The sequence below is a fragment of the Staphylococcus sp. FSL W8-0304 genome (assembly GCF_038006565.1).
Lineage (GTDB): Bacteria > Bacillota > Bacilli > Staphylococcales > Staphylococcaceae > Staphylococcus > Staphylococcus epidermidis.
Window position 1 is genome coordinate 1,340,781 of record NZ_JBBOVL010000001.1, and the last position, 23,977, is coordinate 1,364,757.

Annotated in this window: 23 protein-coding genes and 1 riboswitch; of the genes, 21 read left to right on the forward strand and 2 right to left on the reverse strand. The window is 31.8% G+C overall.

Annotation, left to right across the window (positions count from 1 at the left end; all coding sequences use genetic code 11):
• Positions 1-333: 333 nt before the first annotated feature.
• Positions 334-469, forward strand: a riboswitch (FMN riboswitch).
• A gap of 62 nt (positions 470-531) precedes the next feature.
• The gene (locus tag NST35_RS06395; protein ID WP_002457696.1) at positions 532-1,071 is read left to right on the forward strand and encodes an ECF transporter S component; all 540 of its coding nucleotides are present in this window, start codon (positions 532-534) and stop codon (positions 1,069-1,071) included.
• A 398-nt stretch (positions 1,072-1,469) separates the two neighbouring features.
• Here the strand turns inward: NST35_RS06395 and NST35_RS06400 are convergent, their stop codons facing one another.
• On the reverse strand, positions 1,470-1,718 hold the full coding sequence (locus tag NST35_RS06400; RefSeq protein ID WP_001831262.1) for a ferredoxin: 249 nt from the start codon (positions 1,716-1,718) through the stop codon (positions 1,470-1,472).
• Between the two features lie 108 nt (positions 1,719-1,826).
• Here NST35_RS06400 and NST35_RS06405 point away from each other — a divergent pair, with 108 nt between their 5' ends.
• The 4 genes from NST35_RS06405 to ypdA all read left to right on the forward strand — a co-directional run bounded on the left by NST35_RS06405 (position 1,827) and on the right by ypdA (position 6,824).
• Positions 1,827-2,789, forward strand: coding sequence for a helix-turn-helix domain-containing protein (locus NST35_RS06405; RefSeq protein WP_002457695.1), 963 nt, complete (start codon positions 1,827-1,829; stop codon positions 2,787-2,789).
• Positions 2,776-4,155: a RecQ family ATP-dependent DNA helicase gene (locus tag NST35_RS06410; protein WP_002457694.1), complete on the forward strand. Its 1,380-nt coding sequence runs from the start codon at positions 2,776-2,778 to the stop codon at positions 4,153-4,155. The genes NST35_RS06405 and NST35_RS06410 overlap by 14 nt, the downstream gene beginning before the upstream one ends.
• 143 nt (positions 4,156-4,298) lie before the next feature.
• Entirely contained in the window at positions 4,299-5,705 is a 1,407-nt protein-coding gene (gene ebpS / locus NST35_RS06415; RefSeq protein WP_002457693.1) for an elastin-binding protein EbpS, read from the forward strand.
• A gap of 132 nt (positions 5,706-5,837) precedes the next feature.
• Positions 5,838-6,824 carry a bacillithiol disulfide reductase YpdA gene (gene ypdA / locus NST35_RS06420; RefSeq protein ID WP_001831121.1) on the forward strand — a complete coding sequence of 329 codons (987 nt, stop codon included), beginning with the start codon at positions 5,838-5,840 and terminating at the stop codon, positions 6,822-6,824.
• Positions 6,825-7,036: 212 nt separating this feature from the next.
• Here ypdA and NST35_RS06425 read toward each other — a convergent pair whose 3' ends face one another.
• Complete coding sequence (locus NST35_RS06425) at positions 7,037-8,005, reverse strand: asparaginase (RefSeq protein ID WP_002457692.1); 969 nt, start codon at positions 8,003-8,005, stop codon at positions 7,037-7,039.
• Positions 8,006-8,083: 78 nt separating this feature from the next.
• On the opposite strand from NST35_RS06425, the gene cmk reads away from it, so the two are divergent.
• The 16 genes from cmk to NST35_RS06505 all read left to right on the forward strand — a co-directional run bounded on the left by cmk (position 8,084) and on the right by NST35_RS06505 (position 23,925).
• Positions 8,084-8,731, forward strand: coding sequence for a (d)CMP kinase (gene cmk / locus NST35_RS06430; protein WP_002457691.1), 648 nt, complete (start codon positions 8,084-8,086; stop codon positions 8,729-8,731).
• A gap of 483 nt (positions 8,732-9,214) precedes the next feature.
• Positions 9,215-10,393 carry a 30S ribosomal protein S1 gene (gene rpsA, locus NST35_RS06435; protein WP_002446479.1) on the forward strand — a complete coding sequence of 393 codons (1,179 nt, stop codon included), beginning with the start codon at positions 9,215-9,217 and terminating at the stop codon, positions 10,391-10,393.
• A 215-nt stretch (positions 10,394-10,608) separates the two neighbouring features.
• On the forward strand, positions 10,609-11,919 hold the full coding sequence (gene der, locus NST35_RS06440) for a ribosome biogenesis GTPase Der (protein WP_002457690.1): 1,311 nt from the start codon (positions 10,609-10,611) through the stop codon (positions 11,917-11,919).
• Positions 11,920-11,939: 20 nt separating this feature from the next.
• Positions 11,940-12,938 carry an NAD(P)H-dependent glycerol-3-phosphate dehydrogenase gene (locus NST35_RS06445; protein ID WP_340747279.1) on the forward strand — a complete coding sequence of 333 codons (999 nt, stop codon included), beginning with the start codon at positions 11,940-11,942 and terminating at the stop codon, positions 12,936-12,938.
• A 170-nt stretch (positions 12,939-13,108) separates the two neighbouring features.
• On the forward strand, positions 13,109-13,381 hold the full coding sequence (locus NST35_RS06450; RefSeq protein WP_001043863.1) for an HU family DNA-binding protein: 273 nt from the start codon (positions 13,109-13,111) through the stop codon (positions 13,379-13,381).
• Between the two features lie 475 nt (positions 13,382-13,856).
• Positions 13,857-14,423: a hypothetical protein gene (locus NST35_RS06455; RefSeq protein ID WP_002457689.1), complete on the forward strand. Its 567-nt coding sequence runs from the start codon at positions 13,857-13,859 to the stop codon at positions 14,421-14,423.
• Positions 14,424-14,428: 5 nt separating this feature from the next.
• Entirely contained in the window at positions 14,429-15,154 is a 726-nt protein-coding gene (locus NST35_RS06460) for a demethylmenaquinone methyltransferase (protein WP_002457688.1), read from the forward strand.
• Between the two features lies 1 nt (position 15,155).
• The gene (locus NST35_RS06465; protein WP_002457687.1) at positions 15,156-16,115 is read left to right on the forward strand and encodes a polyprenyl synthetase family protein; all 960 of its coding nucleotides are present in this window, start codon (positions 15,156-15,158) and stop codon (positions 16,113-16,115) included.
• 139 nt (positions 16,116-16,254) lie between these two features.
• Positions 16,255-16,704, forward strand: coding sequence for a nucleoside-diphosphate kinase (gene ndk, locus NST35_RS06470; RefSeq protein WP_002457686.1), 450 nt, complete (start codon positions 16,255-16,257; stop codon positions 16,702-16,704).
• Between the two features lie 481 nt (positions 16,705-17,185).
• Positions 17,186-18,352, forward strand: a complete 1,167-nt coding sequence (gene aroC, locus NST35_RS06475) for a chorismate synthase (RefSeq protein ID WP_002446472.1) — start codon at positions 17,186-17,188, stop codon at positions 18,350-18,352.
• A 27-nt stretch (positions 18,353-18,379) separates the two neighbouring features.
• Positions 18,380-19,444, forward strand: a complete 1,065-nt coding sequence (aroB, locus tag NST35_RS06480) for a 3-dehydroquinate synthase (protein WP_002457685.1) — start codon at positions 18,380-18,382, stop codon at positions 19,442-19,444.
• A gap of 9 nt (positions 19,445-19,453) precedes the next feature.
• Positions 19,454-20,755 (forward strand): 3-phosphoshikimate 1-carboxyvinyltransferase, encoded by a 1,302-nt coding sequence (gene aroA / locus NST35_RS06485; protein WP_002457684.1) that lies wholly within the window; start codon positions 19,454-19,456, stop codon positions 20,753-20,755.
• A 3-nt stretch (positions 20,756-20,758) separates the two neighbouring features.
• A complete protein-coding gene (locus tag NST35_RS06490) occupies positions 20,759-22,003 on the forward strand; it encodes a tetratricopeptide repeat protein (protein ID WP_002446469.1) in 1,245 nt (414 codons plus the stop codon).
• A gap of 13 nt (positions 22,004-22,016) precedes the next feature.
• Positions 22,017-22,580 (forward strand): YpiB family protein, encoded by a 564-nt coding sequence (locus tag NST35_RS06495; protein WP_002446468.1) that lies wholly within the window; start codon positions 22,017-22,019, stop codon positions 22,578-22,580.
• 11 nt (positions 22,581-22,591) lie between these two features.
• On the forward strand, positions 22,592-23,185 hold the full coding sequence (locus NST35_RS06500; protein ID WP_002446467.1) for a DUF1405 domain-containing protein: 594 nt from the start codon (positions 22,592-22,594) through the stop codon (positions 23,183-23,185).
• 44 nt (positions 23,186-23,229) lie between these two features.
• On the forward strand, positions 23,230-23,925 hold the full coding sequence (locus tag NST35_RS06505; RefSeq protein ID WP_002446466.1) for a zinc metallopeptidase: 696 nt from the start codon (positions 23,230-23,232) through the stop codon (positions 23,923-23,925).
• The last annotated feature ends 52 nt before the right edge of the window (positions 23,926-23,977 follow it).

Here is a 23,977-nt window from a genome sequence, read left to right on the forward strand (position 1 = left end):
TAATGCTACCCATCAAAATTAATATATGAAATACGCCTGAGACACAGAGTGATGTCTCAGGCGTATTTTGTATATAATCAGTCGATAACTATATTGATCATAGATTTAATTATCATTATATTTGAATAACTTCTACAAGTTTAAAGATATCATTTCAGAATCAATAAAGTCTATTTATTTATTGGTAAATATTTTATGTGTTAAAACTTAAATCCAAGTTATATATTGACTTCATATTTTGTTATTAAAGTCTAAAAATTATTTTAACAGTAAGCAGAAATATTGAGTTTTTAAAACTAATCATGTATTATAATTTTAAAATAAAATTGATATATTCATCTTCGGGGTAGGGTGTAATTCCCAACCGGCAGTAATTTAAGCCTGCGACGACAACGTATTAATTTTTGCTTTGTCTTGATTCAGTGAAAGTCTGAAGCCGACAGTATAGTCTGGATGGGAGAAGATGGAGGTTTTTTGTTGTACAAATTTCCTCCTTTTCTAAGTAAGATGAATGGAAGGAGAAAATTATATATGCAACAAAACAAACGTTTGATTACAATTAGTATGTTAAGTGCGGTAGCGTTTGTGTTAACTTTCATCAAGTTTCCATTGCCATTTATTCCACCGTATCTAACTCTCGATTTTAGTGATGTTCCGACGTTATTAGCAACATTCCTCTTAAGTCCTATTGCTGGGATTATCGTTGCACTCATCAAAAATATTTTAAATTTTCTATTTAATATAGGGGATCCTGTTGGACCAGTAGCTAACTTTTTAGCAGGTGTCAGCTTTTTGCTATCATCATACTATGTTTATAGAAAAAGAAGAAATAATCGTTCTTTAATTTATGGATTAATTACAGGTACAATCGTTATGACTATTGTTTTGAGCATTTTAAATTATTTTGTGTTACTTCCATTATATGGAATGATATTTAATTTAGGTGATGTGCTTAATAACGTAAAAATTGTTATTGTGTCTGGAGTCATACCTTTTAATTTAATTAAAGGCATAATCATTTCCATTATATTTGTGTTGTTATTTAGAAGACTAAGACATATCATTAAATAAAAAACATTTTAAACTATTTTGATTTATCCATTATAAAGACAATGTTCATATTCAAAAGTGGACATTGTCTTTATGTTATTTCTAAAGATATAAAGAAATGTAACACATAAACAATTTAACAATAGTGAGCGTAACGCTTTAAGATATTATGATTTTAAACTTCTTATCAAATAGAACACTGATTTTAATGAGCCATATAAAATGTCATCAATAATTACTAATAAACAACCCCAAATGAATCATATTAAACAATTCATTTGGGGATCAATTCATCTAATAGCTTATTATTTTATTGTTTATGGTTAGTTAACTTAACAATTAATTCTCATACAAATTGATATACTATAAATAGTAATAAATTATTTAGATTAATTTTTATGTATTCTAAGAATCATATATTATTCAAATTTCAGTGCGTCACCATCAAATGGTTCGTCTTCAATTTTGATTGAGTCAGTAGGACAACCTTCTAGTGCATCTTCCATATCTTCATATAACTCTTCAGGCACTTCAGCAGTACCTTGGTTATCGTCGAGGATTACGTATGCAATACCTTCATCATCGTAATCATATATATCTGGAGCAGCTGCACCGCAAGCACCACATGCTATACATGTATCCATATCAACGATTGTATATTTTGCCATATTTATTCGCCTCCTTTGATAAAAATGCTACACTAGTATTGTAAATACAATTGTAGACATCGATAGATTACATTTCAATTTATTCGTTTTATAGAGTGAGGGTTTAATTTGTACAATATACTATCATATGCCATGAGTCATGCATTTAACTACAAAACCAATAAAAGTATCTATAATATTTTAATAGGCAAGAAGTCACACCAAACGTTTTTTGATGCGTCAAGCCAACAACTTTTGTCATTATATCATAGTTTACCTAATTTGAAGTATTCAACTTTTGAGCAATTTATACTCCAAAAGGATGATTTTGAAAAATCAATTCAAGTAAAAATACATCCACAATACACTTATGATAGTCTCACTCAAACGTTTAGTTGCATACAATTACTTATCCAAACGTTATCTCATAAACGCAAGGAGTCAAATACATTTATTCCAATTGTTCAAAATACCTATGTTCAACAAAGGGTCAAACAAATTTATCAACAGGTCATTGAATCAAATCAAGTATCAAAAACTATAGACGAAATATATTTATTATTTGAGAATTTAAATAATAAAGCCAACCATACATTTCTTCATTATTATTTACAAGGATATGAGGAATCTATGTATACTAGACAACAAATAAGTTTAATTGAGGGTATACCACAATTAGAACTATTTGAACGAGAAATGAATGAACTGATTGCCTTATTGAATCAATTAAAAGATTCAACGAAATATCCAATACTTTCTCAAGCTATCATTTTTTCACCATTACAATCAAATACATACTTAAGCTATCAAAAGTTAAAATCTGGGCTCAATTTAAAAGAAATTGCTCAACTACAAAATGTAAAACTTAACACAATTGAAGATCATGTTCTAGAAATGTATATTAAGGGTTATCTGATTGACTATACATTATTTATAAATGAAAAAGATATTCTCGAATTTATAAACTACTATCAAAATCATCGAGGTAAACGATTAAAATTTCATAAAGAACATTTTACTGATTGGACTTACTTTCAAATTAAGTTAGTTATAGTAGGAATAGAAAGAGGTGACTTAATTGCTGAAAGATAATTTAAAGAAATGGTTTGGTTTTGATGAATTTAAAGAGGGGCAAGAAGAAATTATTGATAGCGTCCTTCATGGAAAGCATACACTTGGAATTTTACCAACTGGTAGTGGTAAAAGTTTATGTTATCAACTCCCAACATATATATTAGAAAAACCAACATTAATTATATCACCACTCATTTCACTTATGGATGATCAAGTAATGCAAATGAAGTTAAAAGGCGAAACACATGTTGCATGTATCCATTCTGGCATGGACGAAGTAGAAAAAAGAAACAATATTAAACGACTACGTAAAAGTCGATTTATTTATTTAAGTCCAGAATATATATTGCAACCCCATAATTTTAAGTACATCGCTCATATCAACTTTGGATTAATAGTATTAGATGAAGCACACTGTTTATCAGAGTGGGGGTATGATTTTAGACCTCACTATGCTTTAGTTGGTAAAATTATTCATCATTTTAATTCAGCAACAGTGTTAGCACTAACAGCTACAGCACCACCTCAATTAGAAACTGATTTATCTCACATTTTATCACTCAAATTAAATGTAGTTCAAAAAAGTATGAATCGAAAAAATATTAGCTTACAGCACTTTAATTTTAATGATGATGAGGGGAAGATTGAATGGCTGTTACCATTTTTATCTAATTCTGGGCCTACAATTATATATGTTTCTTCTAAAAAAAGATGTTTAGAACTAGCCCAAATGATTTATGATTCAGGATATCTAACAGGTATATATCATGGAGATTTAAGTTATCAGGAACGCCAAACAGTTCAACAACAGTTTTTTAATAATGACATACCAGTTATAGTAGCAACAAGTGCTTTTGGAATGGGAATAAATAAAAAAGATATTCGTACAGTCATACATTTTCATTTATCATCTTCACCATCTAACTATTTACAAGAAATTGGTCGTGCTGGTAGAGATGGTAAACAAAGTCAAGCCATTAGCTTATTTCAACCTGATGATAGTTTTATTCTAGAAACATTACTATTCACTGATATGATCACTGATGACGATATCACAATGTTTGAGATGGGAAACCACTTACCAGATGAAAAGGAAAAAATTTTAAGTACTTTAAACTTACAATTCACATTTAGCCAACTTAAAGATATATTTCATCAATCATATCAACGTAAGCGACTAGGTTATATGAGAATGATGGGGTATACAAATTTAGATCAATGTAGACGCAAATACTTGCTGGAATTTTTTGGTGAACATCCTCAAAGTCCAAAACAATGTTGTGATCAAGATTCAAGCTTAGAATCTATTCAGATATTGAATCGTAAAAAGGTGAAAAGAAAACTAAGTTTTAATGAAAAATTATATAATTTGTTCGAAACCTAGCTATCGCTTTACTTACTGAAATTTAACAAGCTATAATCAATATGTAGACCCAATTAAGCAGTGTTAAATACTTTTAATTATTTTACATATTTAATTTTAACGTGGGTATAGAGTAATTAATCAAAATAGAAGGGATGATAGTTGTGTCTAATAATAATTTTAAAGATGATTTTGAAAAGAATCGTCAATCTATTAATCCAGACGAGCATCAAAGAGATTTAAAAGAAGATGATAAAACAAATGAAAATAATAAAGAAGTAGACTCTCAAAACAGTGTATCTAATAACTCAAATCAGCAATTTCCACCAAGAAATGCACAACGACGAAAAAGACGCAGAGAGACAGCTACAAATCAAAGCAAACATCAAGACGACAAGCATCAAAAAAATAGTGACGCTAAAACTAAAGAAGGTTCATTAGATGACCGTTATGACGAAGCACAGTTACAGCAACAACATGATAATTCGCAACAGCAAAATAAAATTGAAAAACAATCACAAGATAGTAGAATGATAGATGGAAAAGATGCAGCTATTGTAAATGGAAAATCTGAGTCTTCAGAACATAAATCAAAATCAACACAAAATAGACCCGGCCCTAAAGCTCAACAACAAAAGGATAAATCAGAAAGTACGCAATCAAAATCTTCAACAAACAAAGATAAAAAAGTATCTACAGGAGCTGGAATAGCTGGTGCAGCTGGTGTTGCTGGTGCAGCAGAAACATCCAAACACCATCATAATAAAAAAGATAAACAAGATTCTAAACAGTCAAATCATGAGAATGACGAAAAATCTGTTAAAAATGATGACAAAAAGCAATCTAAAAAAGGCAAGAAAGCAGCAGTCGGTGCTGGCGCAGCTGCAGGAGTTGGTGCGGCTGGTGCTGCGCATCATAACAAACAAAATAAACATCATAATGAGGAAAAAAATTCTAGTCAAAACAATCAGTACAATAACCACTCAGATGATAAGAAAAAAGGTGGTTTCATGAAAATCTTGTTACCACTCATAGCAGCCATTCTTATTCTAGGTGCAATAGCAATATTCGGTGGTATGGCTCTAAATAATCACAACGACAGTAAAAGTGATGACCAAAAAATAGCGAATCAAAGTAAGAAAGACTCAGATAAAAAAGATGGTGAGCAATCCGGAGATAACAAAGACAAAAATCACGATAGTAAAAAAGACAAAAAATCTGATTCTGATAAGAACGCTAATGATGATTCTGATAAGAACACTAATGATGACTCTGATAATAGTTCCTCAAATCCTAACGCTACTTCAACTAATAATAACGATAATGTAGCTAATAATAACTCAAATTATACAAACCAAAATCAACAAGATAATGCAAAACAAAATAGCAATAATCAACAGACAACTCATGGACAACAATCACATACAGTATACGGTCAAGAAAACTTATATCGTATCGCCATACAATATTATGGAGAAGGAACTCAAGCTAACGTAGATAAAATTAAACGTGCGAATGGATTAAGCAGTAATAATATTCATAATGGTCAAACACTAGTTATTCCTCAATAACATGATTAATAGTCTCAGTATTGGTGACAAACACCAATATTGGGGCTATATTTTTATTTAATTCAAAATTCAGGTCTTAGCTAAAATAGTGAATAACTGATATAATTATTTGGTGATTAAAGGAGGATAAGTATGCAAACTATTGAAAGCATCATTATAGGTGGCGGTCCATGTGGATTAAGCGCAGCAATTGAACAAAAGAAAAAAGGTATTGAAACATTAGTAATTGAAAAAGGTAATGTTGTTGAATCAATCTATAATTATCCAACACATCAGACTTTTTTCTCATCAAGTGATAAATTAAGTATCGGAGATATTCCTTTTATTGTTGAAGATAGTAAGCCAAGACGCAATCAAGCGCTTGTATACTATAGGGAAGTCGTTAAACATCATCAACTTAACATACATCCGTTCGAAGAAGTTTTAACAGTTAAAAAAATAAATAATAAATTTGCAATTACAACCACAAAAGGTGTATATGAATGTAAATATTTAACTGTTGCTACGGGTTATTATGGTCAACATAATACTTTAGAAGCGGAAGGGGCAGAATTACCTAAAGTATTCCATTACTTTAAAGAAGCACATCCGTATTTTAATCAAAATGTTGTTATTATTGGAGGCAAAAACTCTGCTGTTGATGCTGCGTTAGAATTAGAAAAAGCTGGTGCTAATGTAACTGTTTTATATCGTGGTGAACAGTATCCTAAAGCAATTAAACCATGGATATTACCTAATTTCGAATCATTAGTCAATCATGAAAAAATAACGATGGAATTTAATGCGACAGTAACCAAAATTACCGATCATTCAGTGACTTATGAAAAAGATGGTCAACTTATAGAAATTGATAATGACTACGTTTTTGCTATGATTGGTTATCATCCAGATTACGATTTCTTAAAAACGATAGGTATAGATATCCATACCAATGAATATGGTACTGCTCCTGTTTATAATCGAGAAACATTTGAAACAAACGTCGAAAATTGTTATATAGCTGGTGTTATTGCTGCGGGTAATGATGCAAATACTATTTTTATCGAAAATGGTAAATACCATGGTGGTGTCATTACACAAAGCATTTTGACAAAAAAACAAACACCACTTGAAACATAGAGCCTACAAAAAGCTTGGGATACTAAACAATGTCCCAAGCTTTCTTAATGTATTGGTAATCAATGACTCAATTAAAATGCACATATTAATGATAGGTAAGCCTTAATTAGAGTATAATTGCACTAAAGAAATTTCATAGACAATGCACGCAACTAATAGAAATCGGAGTGTGACAATGAACTCGATAAGAATTTTTGTCCCACTCTTTTTAATTACTCTTCGAAATATCGCTCTAATTGATTATGAGTCATATTCTGACTCAAACCAACTAGTAATTTTAGCCTTGCCTTTGGTCCATTTAAACCATTCGAAAAAATAACATCATTATTTTTTAAATCTGCGCCACCACCTTCATAAGCATATACAGGACTAACAATGCCATTGAATGATCTAGATACGAGAACTAGAGGAATCTTATTCTTTAGACATTGCTGTAGTCCATTAAGACAACTTTTTGGAAGATTACCTTGTCCTAGTGCTTCGATGACTATACCATCAACGTGCTGTTGTGCATAAAATGATAGTACATCATCTTCCATACCCATGTATGCTTTTACAAGTGGAACACGTAAATTTACATCGATATATTGATAGGTAGTTTGTCTGTAGGGATGATGATAAAATTGTACTCGATTCTTGGTAAGTACACCTAGAGGCCCCTGATTAGGACTTTGAAATGTATTTATATTCGAAGTATGTGTCTTTGTCACATTACGAGCAGTATGAATCTCATCATTAAATACAACCATTACACCTTTATGATTAGACTCAGATGAAGTAGCAACCCTTATAGCAGAAATAAAATTATAGAGACCATCGGAACCAATTTCATTGGATGATCTCATTGCTCCAGTAATTACTATGGGCTCTTGAATATCAATTAATAAATCTATTAAAAAAGCTGTTTCCTCAAGTGTATCTGTTCCATGAGTAATAACAAATCCATCATATATATTTTCTTTAGAATATGTAATGATTTCGTCTCTTAATCGCACAACATTCGAAATTGTCATATGCGGCGAGGGTATATTTAGAAGATTGATTTCGTCAACTTTTGCATATTGACCAATGATATTTTGATGTTGAGATATTGGATTTTCTTCATTCGTTATCACTTTATTAGTTTGATCTTGTGACATACTTATTGTGCCACCAGTGTGTATGACAAGTAGACGTTTCATTACGTATTCCTCCTATTTATTCTTTACTTTTTTATGATAAAATAATATCTATAAAACAACAAGGAAGGTTATCAAATAATGAGTTCAATTAATATTGCACTAGATGGCCCAGCTGCTGCAGGTAAGAGTACTATTGCTAAACGTGTAGCCAGTCGTCTATCTATGATATATGTTGATACAGGAGCAATGTATCGTGCCATTACATATAAATATTTACAAAATGGCAAACCCGAAAATTTTGATTATCTAATTAATAACACTAAACTTGAGCTTACTTATGATGAAGCAAAAGGGCAAAGAATCATACTAGACAATCAAGACGTCACTGATTATTTAAGAGAAAATGATGTAACACATCACGTATCTTATGTTGCTTCTAAAGAACCAGTGCGTTCCTTTGCAGTGAAAATACAAAAAGAATTAGCTGCTAAAAAAGGTATCGTTATGGATGGCCGAGATATTGGTACAGTTGTATTACCAGATGCCGAATTAAAAGTTTATATGATTGCATCTGTTGCTGAACGCGCTGAACGACGACAAAAAGAGAATGAACAACGTGGCATTGAATCAAATTTAGAACAATTAAAAGACGAAATTGAAGCACGAGATCACTATGATATGAATCGTGAAATTTCGCCATTACAAAAAGCCGAAGATGCTATTACACTTGATACTACTGGTAAATCTATAGAAGAGGTAACAAATGAAATATTGTCTCTACTTTAAATGTTAAAATTAAAATTCTAATATTGTTTATTGTAAACATTTAAGTGTAGTAGAATTTATAATCAATGACTAGAACATATTAAAATTATTAGTGTTGATTTATTCAAAAGCCACGGACGCTCTGTCTCTGGCTTTTATTTTTGACCATTGAGAACTATGTAAATAATCTTATTTTTAACCAAGTCTCCTCGATAGAGTAGTAATACAATGTTTATTACCAATTCTGATATATCTTTTTCAATTTTATTCCTCATATTATTATGAGCTTAGGATTAATTGCCATGAAATTTATGTTACAATAAAAATAACAATGTTATTAAATATACTACAAACTAAATTGACCATCACTTAACTAGGTGCTCTGTTAAACTTTTGTTATAAATTAAAGATAGATGCAACCTATTCATATAAAGTGGTATCTCTTGACAATTTAACTTGTTTATAAGATGTTATAATTATGTAGTGTATAAGGAGGCATACAAGATGACTGAAGAATTCAATGAATCAATGATTAATGATATTAAAGAAGGTGACAAAGTCACTGGTGAAGTTCAACAAGTAGAGGATAAACAAGTTGTTGTGCATATTAATGGTGGCAAATTTAATGGAATTATTCCTATTAGCCAGCTTTCAACACATCATATCGAAAACCCTAGTGAAGTTGTAAAAGTCGGTGATGAAGTTGAAGCGTACGTCACTAAAATCGAGTTCGATGAAGAAAACGATACTGGGGCATACATTTTATCAAAAAGACAACTTGAAACTGAAAAATCTTATGAATATTTACAAGAAAAACTAAATAACGATGAAGTGATTGAAGCTGAAGTTACTGAAGTAGTTAAAGGTGGTTTAGTCGTTGACGTTGGTCAAAGAGGGTTTGTACCTGCTTCTCTAATTTCAACTGATTTCATTGAAGACTTTTCTGTATTCGATGGTCAAACAATCCGTATTAAAGTGGAGGAACTTGATCCTGAAAATAATAGAGTCATTTTAAGCCGTAAAGCTGTGGAACAGTTAGAAAACGATGCTAAAAAAGCTTCAATATTAGATTCTTTAAATGAAGGCGATGTTATTGATGGTAAAGTTGCTCGATTAACTAACTTTGGTGCTTTCATTGATATTGGTGGTGTAGATGGTTTAGTTCATGTATCTGAATTATCTCATGAACATGTTCAAACACCAGAAGAAGTTGTGTCAGTCGGTGAAGCAGTCAAAGTTAAAGTTAAATCTGTAGAAAAAGATTCTGAACGTATTTCTTTATCTATTAAAGACACTTTACCAACACCATTTGAAAACATTAAAGGGAAATTTCACGAAGATGATGTTATTGAAGGTACTGTAGTACGTTTGGCGAACTTTGGCGCATTCGTAGAAATTGCTCCATCCGTCCAAGGTTTAGTGCATATTTCTGAAATCGATCATAAACATATCGGTTCTCCTAACGAAGTATTAGAACCCGGACAACAAGTTAATGTAAAAATATTAGGTATCGATGAAGATAATGAAAGAATTTCATTATCAATCAAAGCAACATTACCAAAAGAGAATGTCATTGAAAGTGACGCATCCACAACTCAATCATATCTTGAAGATGATAATGATGAAGATAAACCAACATTAGGCGACGTTTTTGGTGACAAATTTAAAGATCTTAAATTTTAATTAAAATAAAATCATTTGCGATATAAAATATAATGACTCCAATTTACGCGTAAGCTTAAAATCAAATTTACGTGTAATAATTGGAGTCTTTTTTTTAATGATATACTGTACAAAATATATATTTTCGAACATGTAAAATAAACATATTCAAGTTTTGAATAAATCTGCTCTTGTGATAAAATTATGTAGATTAAAAAAGAGAGGAAGTTTATCCTATGACTAAACCGATAGTAGCAATTGTAGGAAAACCAAACGTGGGAAAATCTACAATCTTTAATAGAGTTGTCGGCGAACGTGTATCTATAGTAGAAGATACGCCAGGCGTTACTCGTGATCGTATTTATTCATCTGGCGAGTGGTTGACTCATGAATTTAACATCATTGATACAGGTGGTATTGAAATTGGAGATGCTCCTTTTCAAACTCAAATCCGTGCACAGGCAGAAATAGCAATTGAAGAAGCAGATGTCATCATTTTTATGGTCAATGTTAGAGAAGGACTTACACAAAGTGATGAAATGGTCGCACAAATGCTTTATAAATCTAAGAAACCTGTTGTATTAGCTGTGAATAAAGTTGATAATCTTGAAATGCGTAATGATATCTATGATTTCTATTCTTTAGGCTTTGGAGATCCATATCCTATTTCTGGTTCACATGGATTAGGACTTGGGGATTTACTAGATGCTGTCGTTGAAAACTTTAATAAAGAATCAGAAGATCCTTATGACGAAGATACGATACGTCTTTCCATCATAGGTAGACCTAATGTTGGTAAATCTAGCTTGGTCAATGCTATTTTAGGCGAAGAACGTGTTATTGTGTCTAATGTTGCTGGTACAACTCGAGATGCCATTGATACCGAATACTCTTATGATGGACAAGATTATGTATTGATTGATACTGCTGGAATGAGAAAAAAGGGAAAGGTGTATGAATCGACTGAAAAATATTCTGTATTACGTGCATTAAAAGCGATTGAGCGTTCAGAAGTAGTATTAGTAGTTATTGATGCTGAACAAGGTATAATTGAACAAGATAAACGTGTAGCTGGCTATGCACATGAGGAAGGTAAAGCTATTGTTATTGTAGTAAATAAATGGGATACAGTCGAAAAAGATAGTAAGACAATGAAAAAATTCACTGATGATGTTAGAAATGAATTTCAATTTTTAGATTATGCTCAAATTGCGTTCGTATCAGCAAAAGAAGGGCTAAGATTAAAAACATTATTCCCTTATATCAATCAAGCCAGTGAAAATCATAAAAAGCGTGTCCAAAGTTCGACACTTAATGAAGTTGTTACTGATGCCATCTCAATGAATCCAACACCTACTGACAAAGGTAGAAGACTTAACGTATTCTATACAACTCAGGTTGCAATTGAACCACCGACATTTGTAGTATTTGTTAATGATGTCGAATTAATGCATTTTTCTTATAGGAGATATTTAGAAAACCAAATACGTAATGCTTTTGGTTTTGAAGGAACACCTATTCATATTATTCCAAGAAAAAGAAGTTAAAAACAAAGGGGAATTCAATAATGAGAAAAATTACAGTTTTTGGTATGGGTAGTTTTGGTACTGCATTAGCTAATGTATTAGCTCAAAATGGTCATGATGTTTTAATGTGGGGCAAAAATGTAGAGAATGTAGATGAACTTAACACACATCATATGAACAAAAGTTATCTTAAAGATGCTAAATTAGATTCATCTATAAAAGCAACTGCAGATTTAAATAGCGCAGTGCAATTTTCAGATATCTATCTTATGGCTCTACCTACAAAAGCAATAAGAGAAGTATCAAAAGATATCGATCAATTACTCACATCTAAAAAGACTTTTATTCATGTTGCTAAAGGCATTGAAAACGGTACATTTAAGCGCGTATCTGAAATGATTGAGGATTCTATCTTGCCAGAACATAATGGAGGAATCGGTGTCTTATCAGGTCCAAGTCATGCTGAAGAAGTTGTTATCAAACAACCTACAACTGTAGCTGCATCATCTAAAGATAATAATGTGAGCAAACTTATTCAAGATTTATTTATGAACAACTATTTACGTGTTTACACAAATAATGATTTAGTAGGTGTAGAACTAGGTGGTGCTTTAAAAAATATTATAGCTATAGCTAGTGGTATCGTTGCCGGCATGGGTTACGGTGATAATGCCAAGGCTGCTTTAATGACACGAGGTTTAGCCGAAATCAGTCGACTTGGTGAGAAACTTGGAGCAGATCCAATGACTTTCTTAGGTCTAGGTGGCATAGGTGACTTGATCGTAACTTGTACGTCCACACATTCACGAAATTACACACTTGGATTTAAATTAGGGCAAGGCAAAACAGCAGAAGAAGCTTTAAAAGAGATGAAAATGGTAGTTGAAGGTATTTATACAACTAAGTCAGTATATCATCTTGCTCAACAAGAAGGAGTAGAAATGCCTATCACCAACGCACTATATGAAGTTTTATTTGAAGATGTTCCTGTAAGTAAAAGTGTCAGAACACTTATGGAAAGAGACAAAAAAGCAGAATAGATAGTGTAATATTACTTTTTATGAGCGAATATTAAAAAAATTCGTCATAAATCGCATAAAACCAACGTTTCTATTGCATAAATCGTTGCGATGACAGTAACCCTTGTGTTAAAGTCAAAACATAATGATATAATGAATATCATTATAAAACCTCAGGAGGTGAATTCATAATGAATAAAACTGATTTAATCAATGCAGTTGCAGAACAAGCTGACTTAACTAAAAAAGAAGCTGGTTCAGCAGTAGATGCTGTATTTGAATCTATCCAAAACTCACTTGCTAAAGGTGAAAAAGTACAATTAATCGGTTTCGGTAACTTTGAAGTACGTGAACGCGCTGCTCGTAAAGGTCGTAACCCTCAAACAGGTAAAGAAATTGACATCCCTGCAAGTAAAGTACCAGCATTTAAAGCTGGTAAAGCATTAAAAGATGCTGTAAAATAATTTACTTAAAAAAGCCCCTTTGAGGGCTTTTTCTTTTTAACTTATAGATCAATAGTCTATCAATCTATATATTTTATTTTTAAGTAGATTCAACACTTCATAACTTGTATCAATATTAAAAATATTTATATTATCGACTGTCTTAGTCTTAAAATTTGATAAATTACGTCATTTCAATCAATTACATATATATTTAGGAATGAGTTTGGGTTGATATACTCATTTACTATTTAATTAAGCTCGTTTATCTAGCTATACTAGCTAGTAATCATCTAGTTAAAAAATTTATATAAAGCCATCTAGTAATTATTATCATATTAGTAATTACTAGATCTTTGGTAAAATGAGTTTTATTCCTAAAATCGCAAGCCACTTGTATAGAATAACTATTTATTTTAAAAGACTTAATCCAATAGATTTTATTTTTTTACATATAATGTTAATATTGTTAATGATAATATCGTGAGGTGTGAACATGGAAACGACAATAAGCAAACTGAACAAACATGTAGAACAACTGCTTAAGGGCATTAATGAGTATGAGTCTATTGAAATCAATAGCTCTTTAAGTCAATTATTAGATATGTACTCTATCCCAGATGAAGCTAAGATTGCTTGCCTCACAATTGATACATCTATGCGTCATTTGGATGCTATCGGTGATAATCATCTATCTAAGAAAGCAATATTAATAGGGGACCTATTAAGTGCTCATTTCTATACTCTATTAGCAAATATTCAAGATTCCACTTTTCAACTTACAATGAGCAAGGCCATTGTTAAAATCAATGAGGATAAATCATCAATTAATCAAAATGATCTCACTGATGAAGAATTGAAAGATGCGATTCTAGATATCGAAATACTATTTCCATATCTTACAATTAACCATTTTGGAAGTTCTATTGATAAAATCAAATTATTCACTGAATTGACTTCTAAATATAAAGATTACCATCCTGAGTATCTGGGTAAGTTTAACAGACATGAAATAGATAAATATATTCAAGAAATTAGCAAAAGTTATAAAAAGAAGAGGTAATGAAAATGGCTGAAAATCAAGCTAAAAAAGAACAAGTTCATACAGTATTCCAAAATATTTCTCAAAAATACGATCGACTCAACAACATCATAAGTTTCGAACAACATAAAGTATGGAGAAAACATGTTATGAGTACTATGAATGTACAAAAAGGTAGTAAAGCTTTAGATGTGTGTTGTGGTACCGCTGATTGGACTATTGCATTAAGCGAAGCAGTAGGCTCAAAAGGTCAAGTAACTGGTCTTGATTTTAGTGAAAATATGCTTGAGGTAGGTAAACAGAAAACTGCTTCATTGGACAATATCCAGCTTGTTCATGGTGATGCTATGAATTTACCATTTGATGATAACTCATTTGATTATGTTACTATTGGTTTTGGCTTACGCAATGTACCGGATTATTTGTCAGCACTCAAAGAAATGCATCGAGTTTTAAAACCAGGAGGCATGGTGGTATGTCTTGAAACAAGCCAACCGACATTGCCATTATTCAAACAAATCTATAGTTTATACTTTAAATTTGTGATGCCAATTTTCGGTAAGATGTTTGCTAAGTCTAAAGAGGAATATGAGTGGTTGCAACAATCAACATTTAATTTTCCTGACAAACAAACATTGAAAGGCCTATTCTTTGAAGCAGGTTTTAACGATATCATTGTACGTAGCTTTACAGGTGGCGTTGCTGCAATGCACCTTGGCTATAAAGAAAACAGTTCTAGCAAAGGTGATTAACGTGGCAAAGTTAAACATTAACAACGAAATAAAGAAAGTAGAAAAGCGACTTGAAGAAGCAATTATAAGTTCTGATCAAACATTACAAGACGCCTCATTCCATTTACTATCTTCAGGTGGAAAAAGAGTTAGACCCGCTTTTGTTATTTTAAGTGGTCAATTTGGCTCTAACAACAAAACTTCAGAAGACACGTATCGTGTAGCAGTAGCTTTAGAATTAATTCACATGGCTACCTTAGTCCACGATGATGTGATAGATAAAAGTGATAAACGTAGAGGCCGACTCACTATTTCAAAAAAATGGGACCAAAGTACAGCTATTTTAACTGGAAATTTCTTACTTGCTATGGGACTCAAGCATTTATCTGAAATCAGTGATACTCGTGTCCATACGACCATTTCTAAATCAATTGTTGATGTGTGTAGAGGAGAACTATTTCAATTTCAAGATCAATTTAATAGCAATCAAACAATTACTAATTATTTACGTCGTATCAACCGTAAAACAGCACTTCTTATTCAACTGTCTACACAAGTTGGTGCGATTACTTCTAATGCGTCAAATGACGTTATTCGTAAATTAAAAATGATCGGACATTATATAGGTATGAGTTTCCAAATTATAGATGATGTGTTAGATTTTACCAGTTCTGAAAAGAAACTTGGTAAACCGGTTGGTAGTGATCTTATGAATGGTCATATTACATTACCTGTACTATTAGAAATGCGAAAAAATAAGACTTTTAAAGATAAAGTTTCACAACTTAATCCTGACAGTCCTCAACATGCTTTCGAAACTTGTATAACAATAATTAGACAGTCCGAAAGCATAGAACAGTCAAAACAAATAAGTGAAAAATATTTAAATAAAGCAATCAATTTAATCGATGAATTAGAGGATGGTCCTAATAAAGAACTATTTAGAAAGCTTATTAAAAAAATGGGAAGTCGAAATAAGTAAGTTTTGTGACAAAAGTTGAAAGCGCTTCATTATCCTGTTACCATACTAAGTAGCAGGATATTTTTATAGCTTGCAATGTTTTAAGTTTTTTACATACTTATAAAAATGAATGAAACACATGCACAGGGGGACACACGAAGTGGAACGCACATTTTTGATGATTAAACCGGACGCTGTCCAAAGAAATTTAATTGGTGAGATTATATCTCGCATTGAAAAGAAAGGTCTTAAGCTTGTTGGCGGTAAGTTTATGCAAGTGCCTATGGAACTAGCTGAAAAACATTATAGTGAACATAAAGGAAAACCGTTCTACGACAAGTTAATTTCATTCATTACTTCTGCACCCGTTTTTGCTATGGTAGTAGAAGGTGAAAATGCTGTAGCTGTATCTCGTAAAATTATTGGAAGTACAAATCCAAGTGAAGCAGCTCCTGGTACAATTCGAGGCGACTATGGTTTAAATCTAGGTCGTAATATTATACATGGTTCGGATTCAACAGAATCAGCACAACGTGAAGTTAAATTATGGTTTACAAGTAGTGAAATTGCTGATTATAAAGAACCTAGAGAAGATTGGTTATACGAGTAATAAAAATATCAAATAATGAAATTCATTTTATCCGTTAATGTCTGTGACGCACATTTGTGTCTCAGGCATTTTTTTGATTAACCAAATGCCATTTGTTTAAAATAATAATTATTGAATTAGTCTATTTAAATTTTTATCTAGGGATTAAACGATGTAACAGCATAAAATGTTCGATTATGTAGCAATTTTTATTTTTTGACAATTGAGTATTCATTATTAAGTAATGACGTATTTTTTAGTATTTCATTCATGTATCTAATGATTTAGCTCTTTTGATTTTTTTCAGTAGACTAATTTTTAATTTGTATAATGTCACTACGAATAACAATCATCTTGGTGCTATTCTTTCTAAAATATTTATAACTGCTAAAATAAAAATCTTCTTGTTTATCTAACTGACTTATGTTGTTTGATTGAATATGATAATATATTAAACATATTACAATTTAATGTATTGAAGAATAGAAAGGGGCGTGCGATCATGAGATACCTCACATCCGGTGAATCACATGGACCACAACTTACAGTCATCATTGAAGGTGTTCCAGCTAATTTAGAAATTACGGCTGAAGATATTAATAAGGAAATGTTTAAACGTCAAGGGGGATATGGTCGGGGTCGTCGTATGCAAATTGAAAAAGATACTATAGAAATTGTGTCAGGCGTCAGAAATGGCTTTTCTTTGGGAAGTCCAATAACTTTAGTAGTTACTAACGACGATTTCACTCATTGGAGAAAAATAATGGGCGTCGCACCAATTAGCGATGAAGAAAGAGAAAATATGAAACGTACCATTACAAAACCTAGACCAGGCCATGCTGATCTTGTAGGCGGTATGAAATATAATCATCGTGATTTAAGAAATGTGCTCGAGCGTTCATCTGCTAGAGAAACAGCAGCAAGAGTTGCTGTGGGTGCTGTTTCAAAAATTCTTTTAGAACAATTAGATATCCACTTATACAGTCGTGTAGTCGAAATTGGTGGTATTAAAGACAAAGGTTTATATGATGTAGATATGTTCAAAAATAATGTAGATAAAAATGATGTACGTGTAGTTGACGAAAATATTGCGCAACAAATGAGAGATAAAATAGATGAAGCGAAAAAAGACGGAGATTCAATCGGAGGCGTAGTTCAAGTAATGGCTGAAAACATGCCTATTGGTGTGGGAAGTTATGTACATTATGACCGTAAATTAGATGGACGCATTGCACAGGGTGTTGTGAGTATCAACGCATTCAAAGGTGTAAGTTTTGGTGAAGGATTTAAAGCAGCTGAAAAACCTGGTAGCGAAATTCAAGATGAAATTCATTATAATCAAGATTTAGGCTATTTTAGAGCTACAAATCACTTAGGTGGATTTGAAGGAGGCATGAGTAATGGGATGCCTATCATTGTTAATGGTGTGATGAAGCCTATCCCTACTTTATATAAGCCACTAAACTCAGTTGATATTAACAGTAAAGAAGACTTCAAAGCTACTATTGAACGCTCAGATAGTTGTGCAGTGCCCGCAGCTAGCGTAGTATGTGAACACGTTGTCGCTTTTGAATTAGCAAAAGCAGTACTCGAAGAGTTTCAATCTAACCACATGGACCAACTCATAGCACAAATTAAAGAGCGTCGACAACTCAATATAGAATTTTAATTACCCTAGAATGATTGAGGTGAAAGCATGGAACTTAAAACATCATATGCAAGTGATAATTATCCCATTATCGTTGAACATCACGCAATTAACTCTTTAGAAAAATACATTAAAAATGAAGAACAACGATTTTTCATTATCGATAAGCAAGTCTATAATTTATTTGTAGATAAACTTGAAGCTTTGGCTCAAAAACTTGATGCTAAATGTATCGTAATCCCTTCTGGAGAAACGTCAAAATCATTCGAACATTATCATCGTACTATTGAATATTTACTAAGCCATCAATTAACACGTCAAACGTGTATTGTTGCCATTGGTGGTGGTGCTACAGGAGATTTCGCAGGGTTTATTGCTGCAACTTTACTTAGAGGCGTTTCATTTGTCCAAGTACCGACAACTATTTTAGCCCACGATTCAAGTGTAGGTGGTAAAGTTGGAATTAATTCTGATCATGGTAAAAATTTAATTGGTGCTTTTTATCGACCCAAAGCTGTCATTTATGATTTAGATTTTTTAGAAACTCTACCATATTCTGAAATACTAAGTGGGTATGCTGAGGTCTATAAGCACGCTTTATTAAACGGCGAGGATTCAACAAAAAATATCGAATCTAATTTTACCTCAAATAAAAATTTACAAGCGTTAAAAAATCTAGATTATTATTTATTTGAGGGTATAAAAACAAAACTAAATATTGTTGTTGAAGATGAGAAAGAAAAAGGTAAAAGAAAGTTTCTTAATCTTGGTCATACATTTGGTCATGCAATTGAATATGAGCATAAAATTCCTCATGGTCATGCAGTTATGATTGGTATTCTTTATCAATTTATTGTTGCGAATCACTTATTCGAGTCAAATTATAACATTCAACACTATATTAATTATATGAAAAAACTTAAATATCCATTATCTATCATCAAACAACTTCATTTTGAAGATACATACCATTTTATGCTTCTAGATAAAAAAAATGATTACAATGGTATTCAAATGGTCTTACTTAAAAATTTAGGGAAACCAGTTGTCACTCATGTTGATAAGGATACGCTTTTATCAGCTTTCGAGGAATTACAATCTTATTTTAAGTAGGTGAATCAAATGAATAACAGTGAAATAATTAATATTAATGGACCACTCAAAGGTGAAATAGAAGTACCTGGTGATAAATCGATGACACACCGCGCTATTATGTTAGCTTCATTAGCTAAAGGTATATCAACCATTTATGAACCATTATTGGGAGAAGATTGTCGACGTACTATGGATATCTTTAAACAATTGGGTGTAACAATTGAAGAGCAGGACAATTCTATCATAATCAATTCACCAGGATATCAAAATTTCACAACGCCACACCAAGTTCTCTATACTGGTAATTCTGGTACTACTACACGATTACTTGCTGGTCTTTTAAGCGGATTAGGTATTGAAAGTGTGTTATCTGGTGATGTATCTATAGGCAAAAGACCCATGGATAGAGTGATGAAACCTCTTCTGAAAATGAACGCTAATATATCTGGAATTGATAATAATTACACACCGCTTATTATTAAGCCTTCAACCATTAAAGGTATAAATTATCAAATGGAAGTTGCAAGTGCACAAGTTAAAAGTGCTATTTTACTTGCTAGCCTATTTTCAAAAGAAGCAACGACACTCACAGAAATTGATGTTAGTAGAAATCATACAGAAACATTGTTTGCACACTTTAATATTCCTATATCAATTCAAGGTAAGACAATCCAAACCTTACCTTATGCAATTGAACATATACAGCCTAGAGACTTTCATGTTCCAGGCGATATCTCATCTGCTGCATTTTTCATAGTCGCAGCTCTAATTACGCCCGGTAGTGACATTACAATTCATAATGTTGGCATTAATCCCACTCGTTCAGGTATCATAGATATCGTTAAACAAATGGGAGGAAACATTGAATTAAGTAATGTAAGCAAAGGTGCAGAACCAACTGCATCAATACATGTAACATATACACCGAACTTGAATGCTGTTACAATTAAAGGCGACTTAGTTCCAAGAGCTATCGATGAATTGCCAGTTATTGCATTACTTTGCACACAAGCTTCAAATTCTTGTATTATCAAAGACGCAGAGGAATTAAAAGTGAAGGAAACAAATCGTATAGATACTACTGCAGACATGCTAAATTTACTTGGTTTTAATTTACAACCCACACATGATGGACTTATTATACATCCATCAGAGTTTGGATCAAATGCAACTGTAGATAGTCAAACAGATCATCGCATAGGAATGATGTTAGCTGTAGCTTCACTACTTAGTTCAGAACCACTCAAAATAGAGCAATTTGACGCTGTTAATGTTTCCTTCCCAGGTTTTTTACCTAAACTAAAGCTTTTAGAAAATGAGGGAAAATAAAAAATGGAAGATATCTATAAACTTATAGACGATATCAATCTACAAAAAATAGAAAACTTAGATTCTCGAGTAAATGAGGCATTGAGTTCAAACAATGATGATGCGCTATTTATACTTGGTGAAACTTTATATAATTTCGGTCTTACACCTCAAGGGTTAGAAGTTTTTAGAACGTTATATCATAAATACCCAGATGAAAGTGAATTACTCATTTACTTTATCGAAGGTCTCATGTCTGAAAATCAAACTGACGAAGCACTTGAATATTTAGCACAAGTAGAACCATCTACCGAAAAGTTGATGCTTGAAGCCGATTTATATCAACAAATTAATATGTTAGAAGTAGCAATTGACAAATTGCAAGAAGCATTAGATCTTGAACCTAATGATCCAATTATTCACTTCGCCTTAGCAGAGCTATTATACTACGATGGGCAATACTTACGAGCTACAAGAGAGTATGAAACAGTATTGGAAACAGGTGAATATGAAGTGAATGGAGTAAATCTTTTCTCGCGAATGGCAGATTGTAGTTTACAAAGTGGTAATTATTCAGATGCTATTAGCTTATTTGATGAAATTAATGAAGAAGAGATGAATTCTGAAGATTACTTTAAAAAATCAATTGCCTATGAAAAAAACGATTTAACGCAAGAAGCAATTAAAATTATGCAAACATTACTTTCAAAAGATCCTGATTTTATACAAGGATATTTTTATCTTCAATCTCTATTTGAAAATGAAAAAAATTATCCTGATGCTATAGAAACTGGTAAGGAAGGATTACGTTTAAGTCAATTTTACAAAGAATTAATGGTTTCTACAGGTAGCTTAGAAATAGAGCATGGAGATGCAAATGAAGGTGTAGAATTGTTAAAACAAGCCTTAGAGGTCGATAATGCATATCATGAACCATTGTTGATTTTAAGTGATTTATATCGTAATGAAGAAGACTATGAATCAATTATACAATTGTTGACTTATGTAGACGAAGAAGATTTAGATCCTATTTTCATGTGGCATTTAGCATATGCATACGGTCAAGAAGAACGAGATAAAGAAGCGCAACATTTCTTTGAATTAGCATATCCAACATTACAAACCCAAGTTGAATTTTTAAGCGATTATTACTTCTATTTATTAGAAATTGGTCAAAAAGAAAAAGCACTTTTGATTTTAAATCAATTATTAGAAATTGATCCAAGCAATGAAAATTGGCATGATGAGTCAATGAGATTGCAAATGTAAGTTGGTGACTTAAATGAATGATTCTCTTATTCGTATCAAACAAAATTTTATAGAATATATTCTGTTTAACTATCGTTTTAAATCAAGAATTACTGTGTGGGTATTAAATTATTTAAAGGCAAATCAAGATAAGCTAAATAATGTACATTTCGTAAATAGTAAAATCAATAATCATTATACTTTAGAAATTGCAGAAGTGGATACAACTGCTTCTGCAATTCAATTGAGCAAGGATAATAAAGCTTATATTAATACAAATCAAATTTTTAATTATATTGCAAATCATACATTAAGATTAGATATACAAATACATTTTGCTCATTGTCACGCGCGAGAACCTCGCTTAGATGATTTAATATTAATGCAGCTCATTCATTCACCTAGTTATTCATCTTATGTACAAGACTTGTATTCAATTTCTATGGATAAAAGAAAACAAACAACTATTATTCAAACCTTACAAAACAATATTGATTTAAGTTTACAAATGAATGAACCTGATTATTTTTATCAACTCACACAAATACTTAATGTGTTAAAATCAAAAGATATTCAATCAACTTTAAATGATAGGTAGCCCATACTAAGATGAATCAATGGCTTTGGGAAACTTCACTTTATCAAAAATGGTTGATTTCTTTTATTTTAGTTTGCAATATATTTGGTACGATATACGGTTATCATTGGTATAGTAGTCAATTAGCTAACACGCCAAATTATTTTAAATTATTTGTTCCAGATAGTCCCACTGCTACATTATTTTTATGTTTATCATTATTACTCATACTATTTAATAAGCGTAATGCACTGATTGACGCTTTAGCTTTTATAACTCTATTTAAATATGGTAGTTGGGCTGTAATTATGAATATTTTGATGTTCATAAAAATGAATGATGTTGCTATAAACGGACTTATGTTGCTCATATCTCACGCAATTATGATGTTAGAAGCTATCTATTTTTATCCTCGTTTTAAAATATCTAAGTTGGCTGGATTGATGACTTTCATATGGGTGACTGTCAATGACGTAATAGATTACATATACGGACAATATCCATACTATAATTTTATCGCCAAACATTTAATTGAAGTAGGGGTGTTGGCTTATAGTCTCACTATCATATCGTATATTTTATTTTTAAAATTACAAAAGTGGTTGAAAGTTAAAACATTTGATTAAAGATAAATTTGACAGTAAAATGAAAATAAAGGAGAGTGAGTTTAATGTCTTTAATATCAATGATTATATATTTCGTAATATTAATGGTCATTCCAATGTGGGCTCAACATAAAGTTAAATCTAATTATGAAAAATACTCACAAGTGAGATCCACAAGTGGTAAAACTGGTCGTGAAGTAGCTGAAGAAATTTTACATTCTAATGGCATTTACGATGTTGACGTCGTTAAAGGCGAAGGCTTCTTAACTGATCACTATGACCCAAATAAAAAAGTTGTTTGTTTATCTCCTGCAAACTACGATAGACCATCAGTTGCTGGTACTGCAATTGCAGCCCATGAAGTAGGACATGCAATTCAACATCAGCAAGGTTACGCACCATTAAGATTTAGAACAGCATTAGTACCATTAGCTAATATTGGTAGTTCTTTAAGCTACATTATTATTATGGTAGGTATTGTTTTAACAGCTCTCGGTAGTGTCTTTGGCTCTACAGTTCTATGGGTTGGTGCTGGTTTAATGTCACTTGCAGTTTTATTCTCTATCGTGACATTACCTGTCGAGTTTAACGCTAGTTCAAGAGCAATGAAACAAATAACGGCTTTAAATATCGTTAATGAGAAAGAATACAAACACGCGAAAAAAGTTTTATCTGCAGCAGCAATGACATATGTGGCATCTACTGCAGTTGCGTTAGCTGAACTTGCTCGTATTATATTAATTGCGAGATCAAGTGATTAATCATATATAACAACGCAGTTCCTGGTAATCATTACAATTGATTTGTAATGGT

Excerpts from the sequence above, each read along its gene's own strand:
- NST35_RS06395 (WP_002457696.1), top strand. The coding sequence starts at position 532 with ATGCAACAAAACAAACGTTTGATTACAATTAGTATGTTAAGTGCGGTA.
- NST35_RS06400 (WP_001831262.1), bottom strand. The coding sequence starts at position 1,718 with ATGGCAAAATATACAATCGTTGATATGGATACATGTATAGCATGTGGT.
- ypdA (WP_001831121.1), top strand. The coding sequence starts at position 5,838 with ATGCAAACTATTGAAAGCATCATTATAGGTGGCGGTCCATGTGGATTA.
- NST35_RS06425 (WP_002457692.1), bottom strand. The coding sequence starts at position 8,005 with ATGAAACGTCTACTTGTCATACACACTGGTGGCACAATAAGTATGTCA.
- cmk (WP_002457691.1), top strand. The coding sequence starts at position 8,084 with ATGAGTTCAATTAATATTGCACTAGATGGCCCAGCTGCTGCAGGTAAG.
- rpsA (WP_002446479.1), top strand. The coding sequence starts at position 9,215 with ATGACTGAAGAATTCAATGAATCAATGATTAATGATATTAAAGAAGGT.
- der (WP_002457690.1), top strand. The coding sequence starts at position 10,609 with ATGACTAAACCGATAGTAGCAATTGTAGGAAAACCAAACGTGGGAAAA.
- NST35_RS06445 (WP_340747279.1), top strand. The coding sequence starts at position 11,940 with ATGAGAAAAATTACAGTTTTTGGTATGGGTAGTTTTGGTACTGCATTA.
- NST35_RS06450 (WP_001043863.1), top strand. The coding sequence starts at position 13,109 with ATGAATAAAACTGATTTAATCAATGCAGTTGCAGAACAAGCTGACTTA.
- NST35_RS06455 (WP_002457689.1), top strand. The coding sequence starts at position 13,857 with ATGGAAACGACAATAAGCAAACTGAACAAACATGTAGAACAACTGCTT.
- NST35_RS06460 (WP_002457688.1), top strand. The coding sequence starts at position 14,429 with ATGGCTGAAAATCAAGCTAAAAAAGAACAAGTTCATACAGTATTCCAA.
- aroC (WP_002446472.1), top strand. The coding sequence starts at position 17,186 with ATGAGATACCTCACATCCGGTGAATCACATGGACCACAACTTACAGTC.
- aroB (WP_002457685.1), top strand. The coding sequence starts at position 18,380 with ATGGAACTTAAAACATCATATGCAAGTGATAATTATCCCATTATCGTT.
- aroA (WP_002457684.1), top strand. The coding sequence starts at position 19,454 with ATGAATAACAGTGAAATAATTAATATTAATGGACCACTCAAAGGTGAA.
- NST35_RS06490 (WP_002446469.1), top strand. The coding sequence starts at position 20,759 with ATGGAAGATATCTATAAACTTATAGACGATATCAATCTACAAAAAATA.
- NST35_RS06495 (WP_002446468.1), top strand. The coding sequence starts at position 22,017 with ATGAATGATTCTCTTATTCGTATCAAACAAAATTTTATAGAATATATT.
- NST35_RS06500 (WP_002446467.1), top strand. The coding sequence starts at position 22,592 with ATGAATCAATGGCTTTGGGAAACTTCACTTTATCAAAAATGGTTGATT.
- NST35_RS06505 (WP_002446466.1), top strand. The coding sequence starts at position 23,230 with ATGTCTTTAATATCAATGATTATATATTTCGTAATATTAATGGTCATT.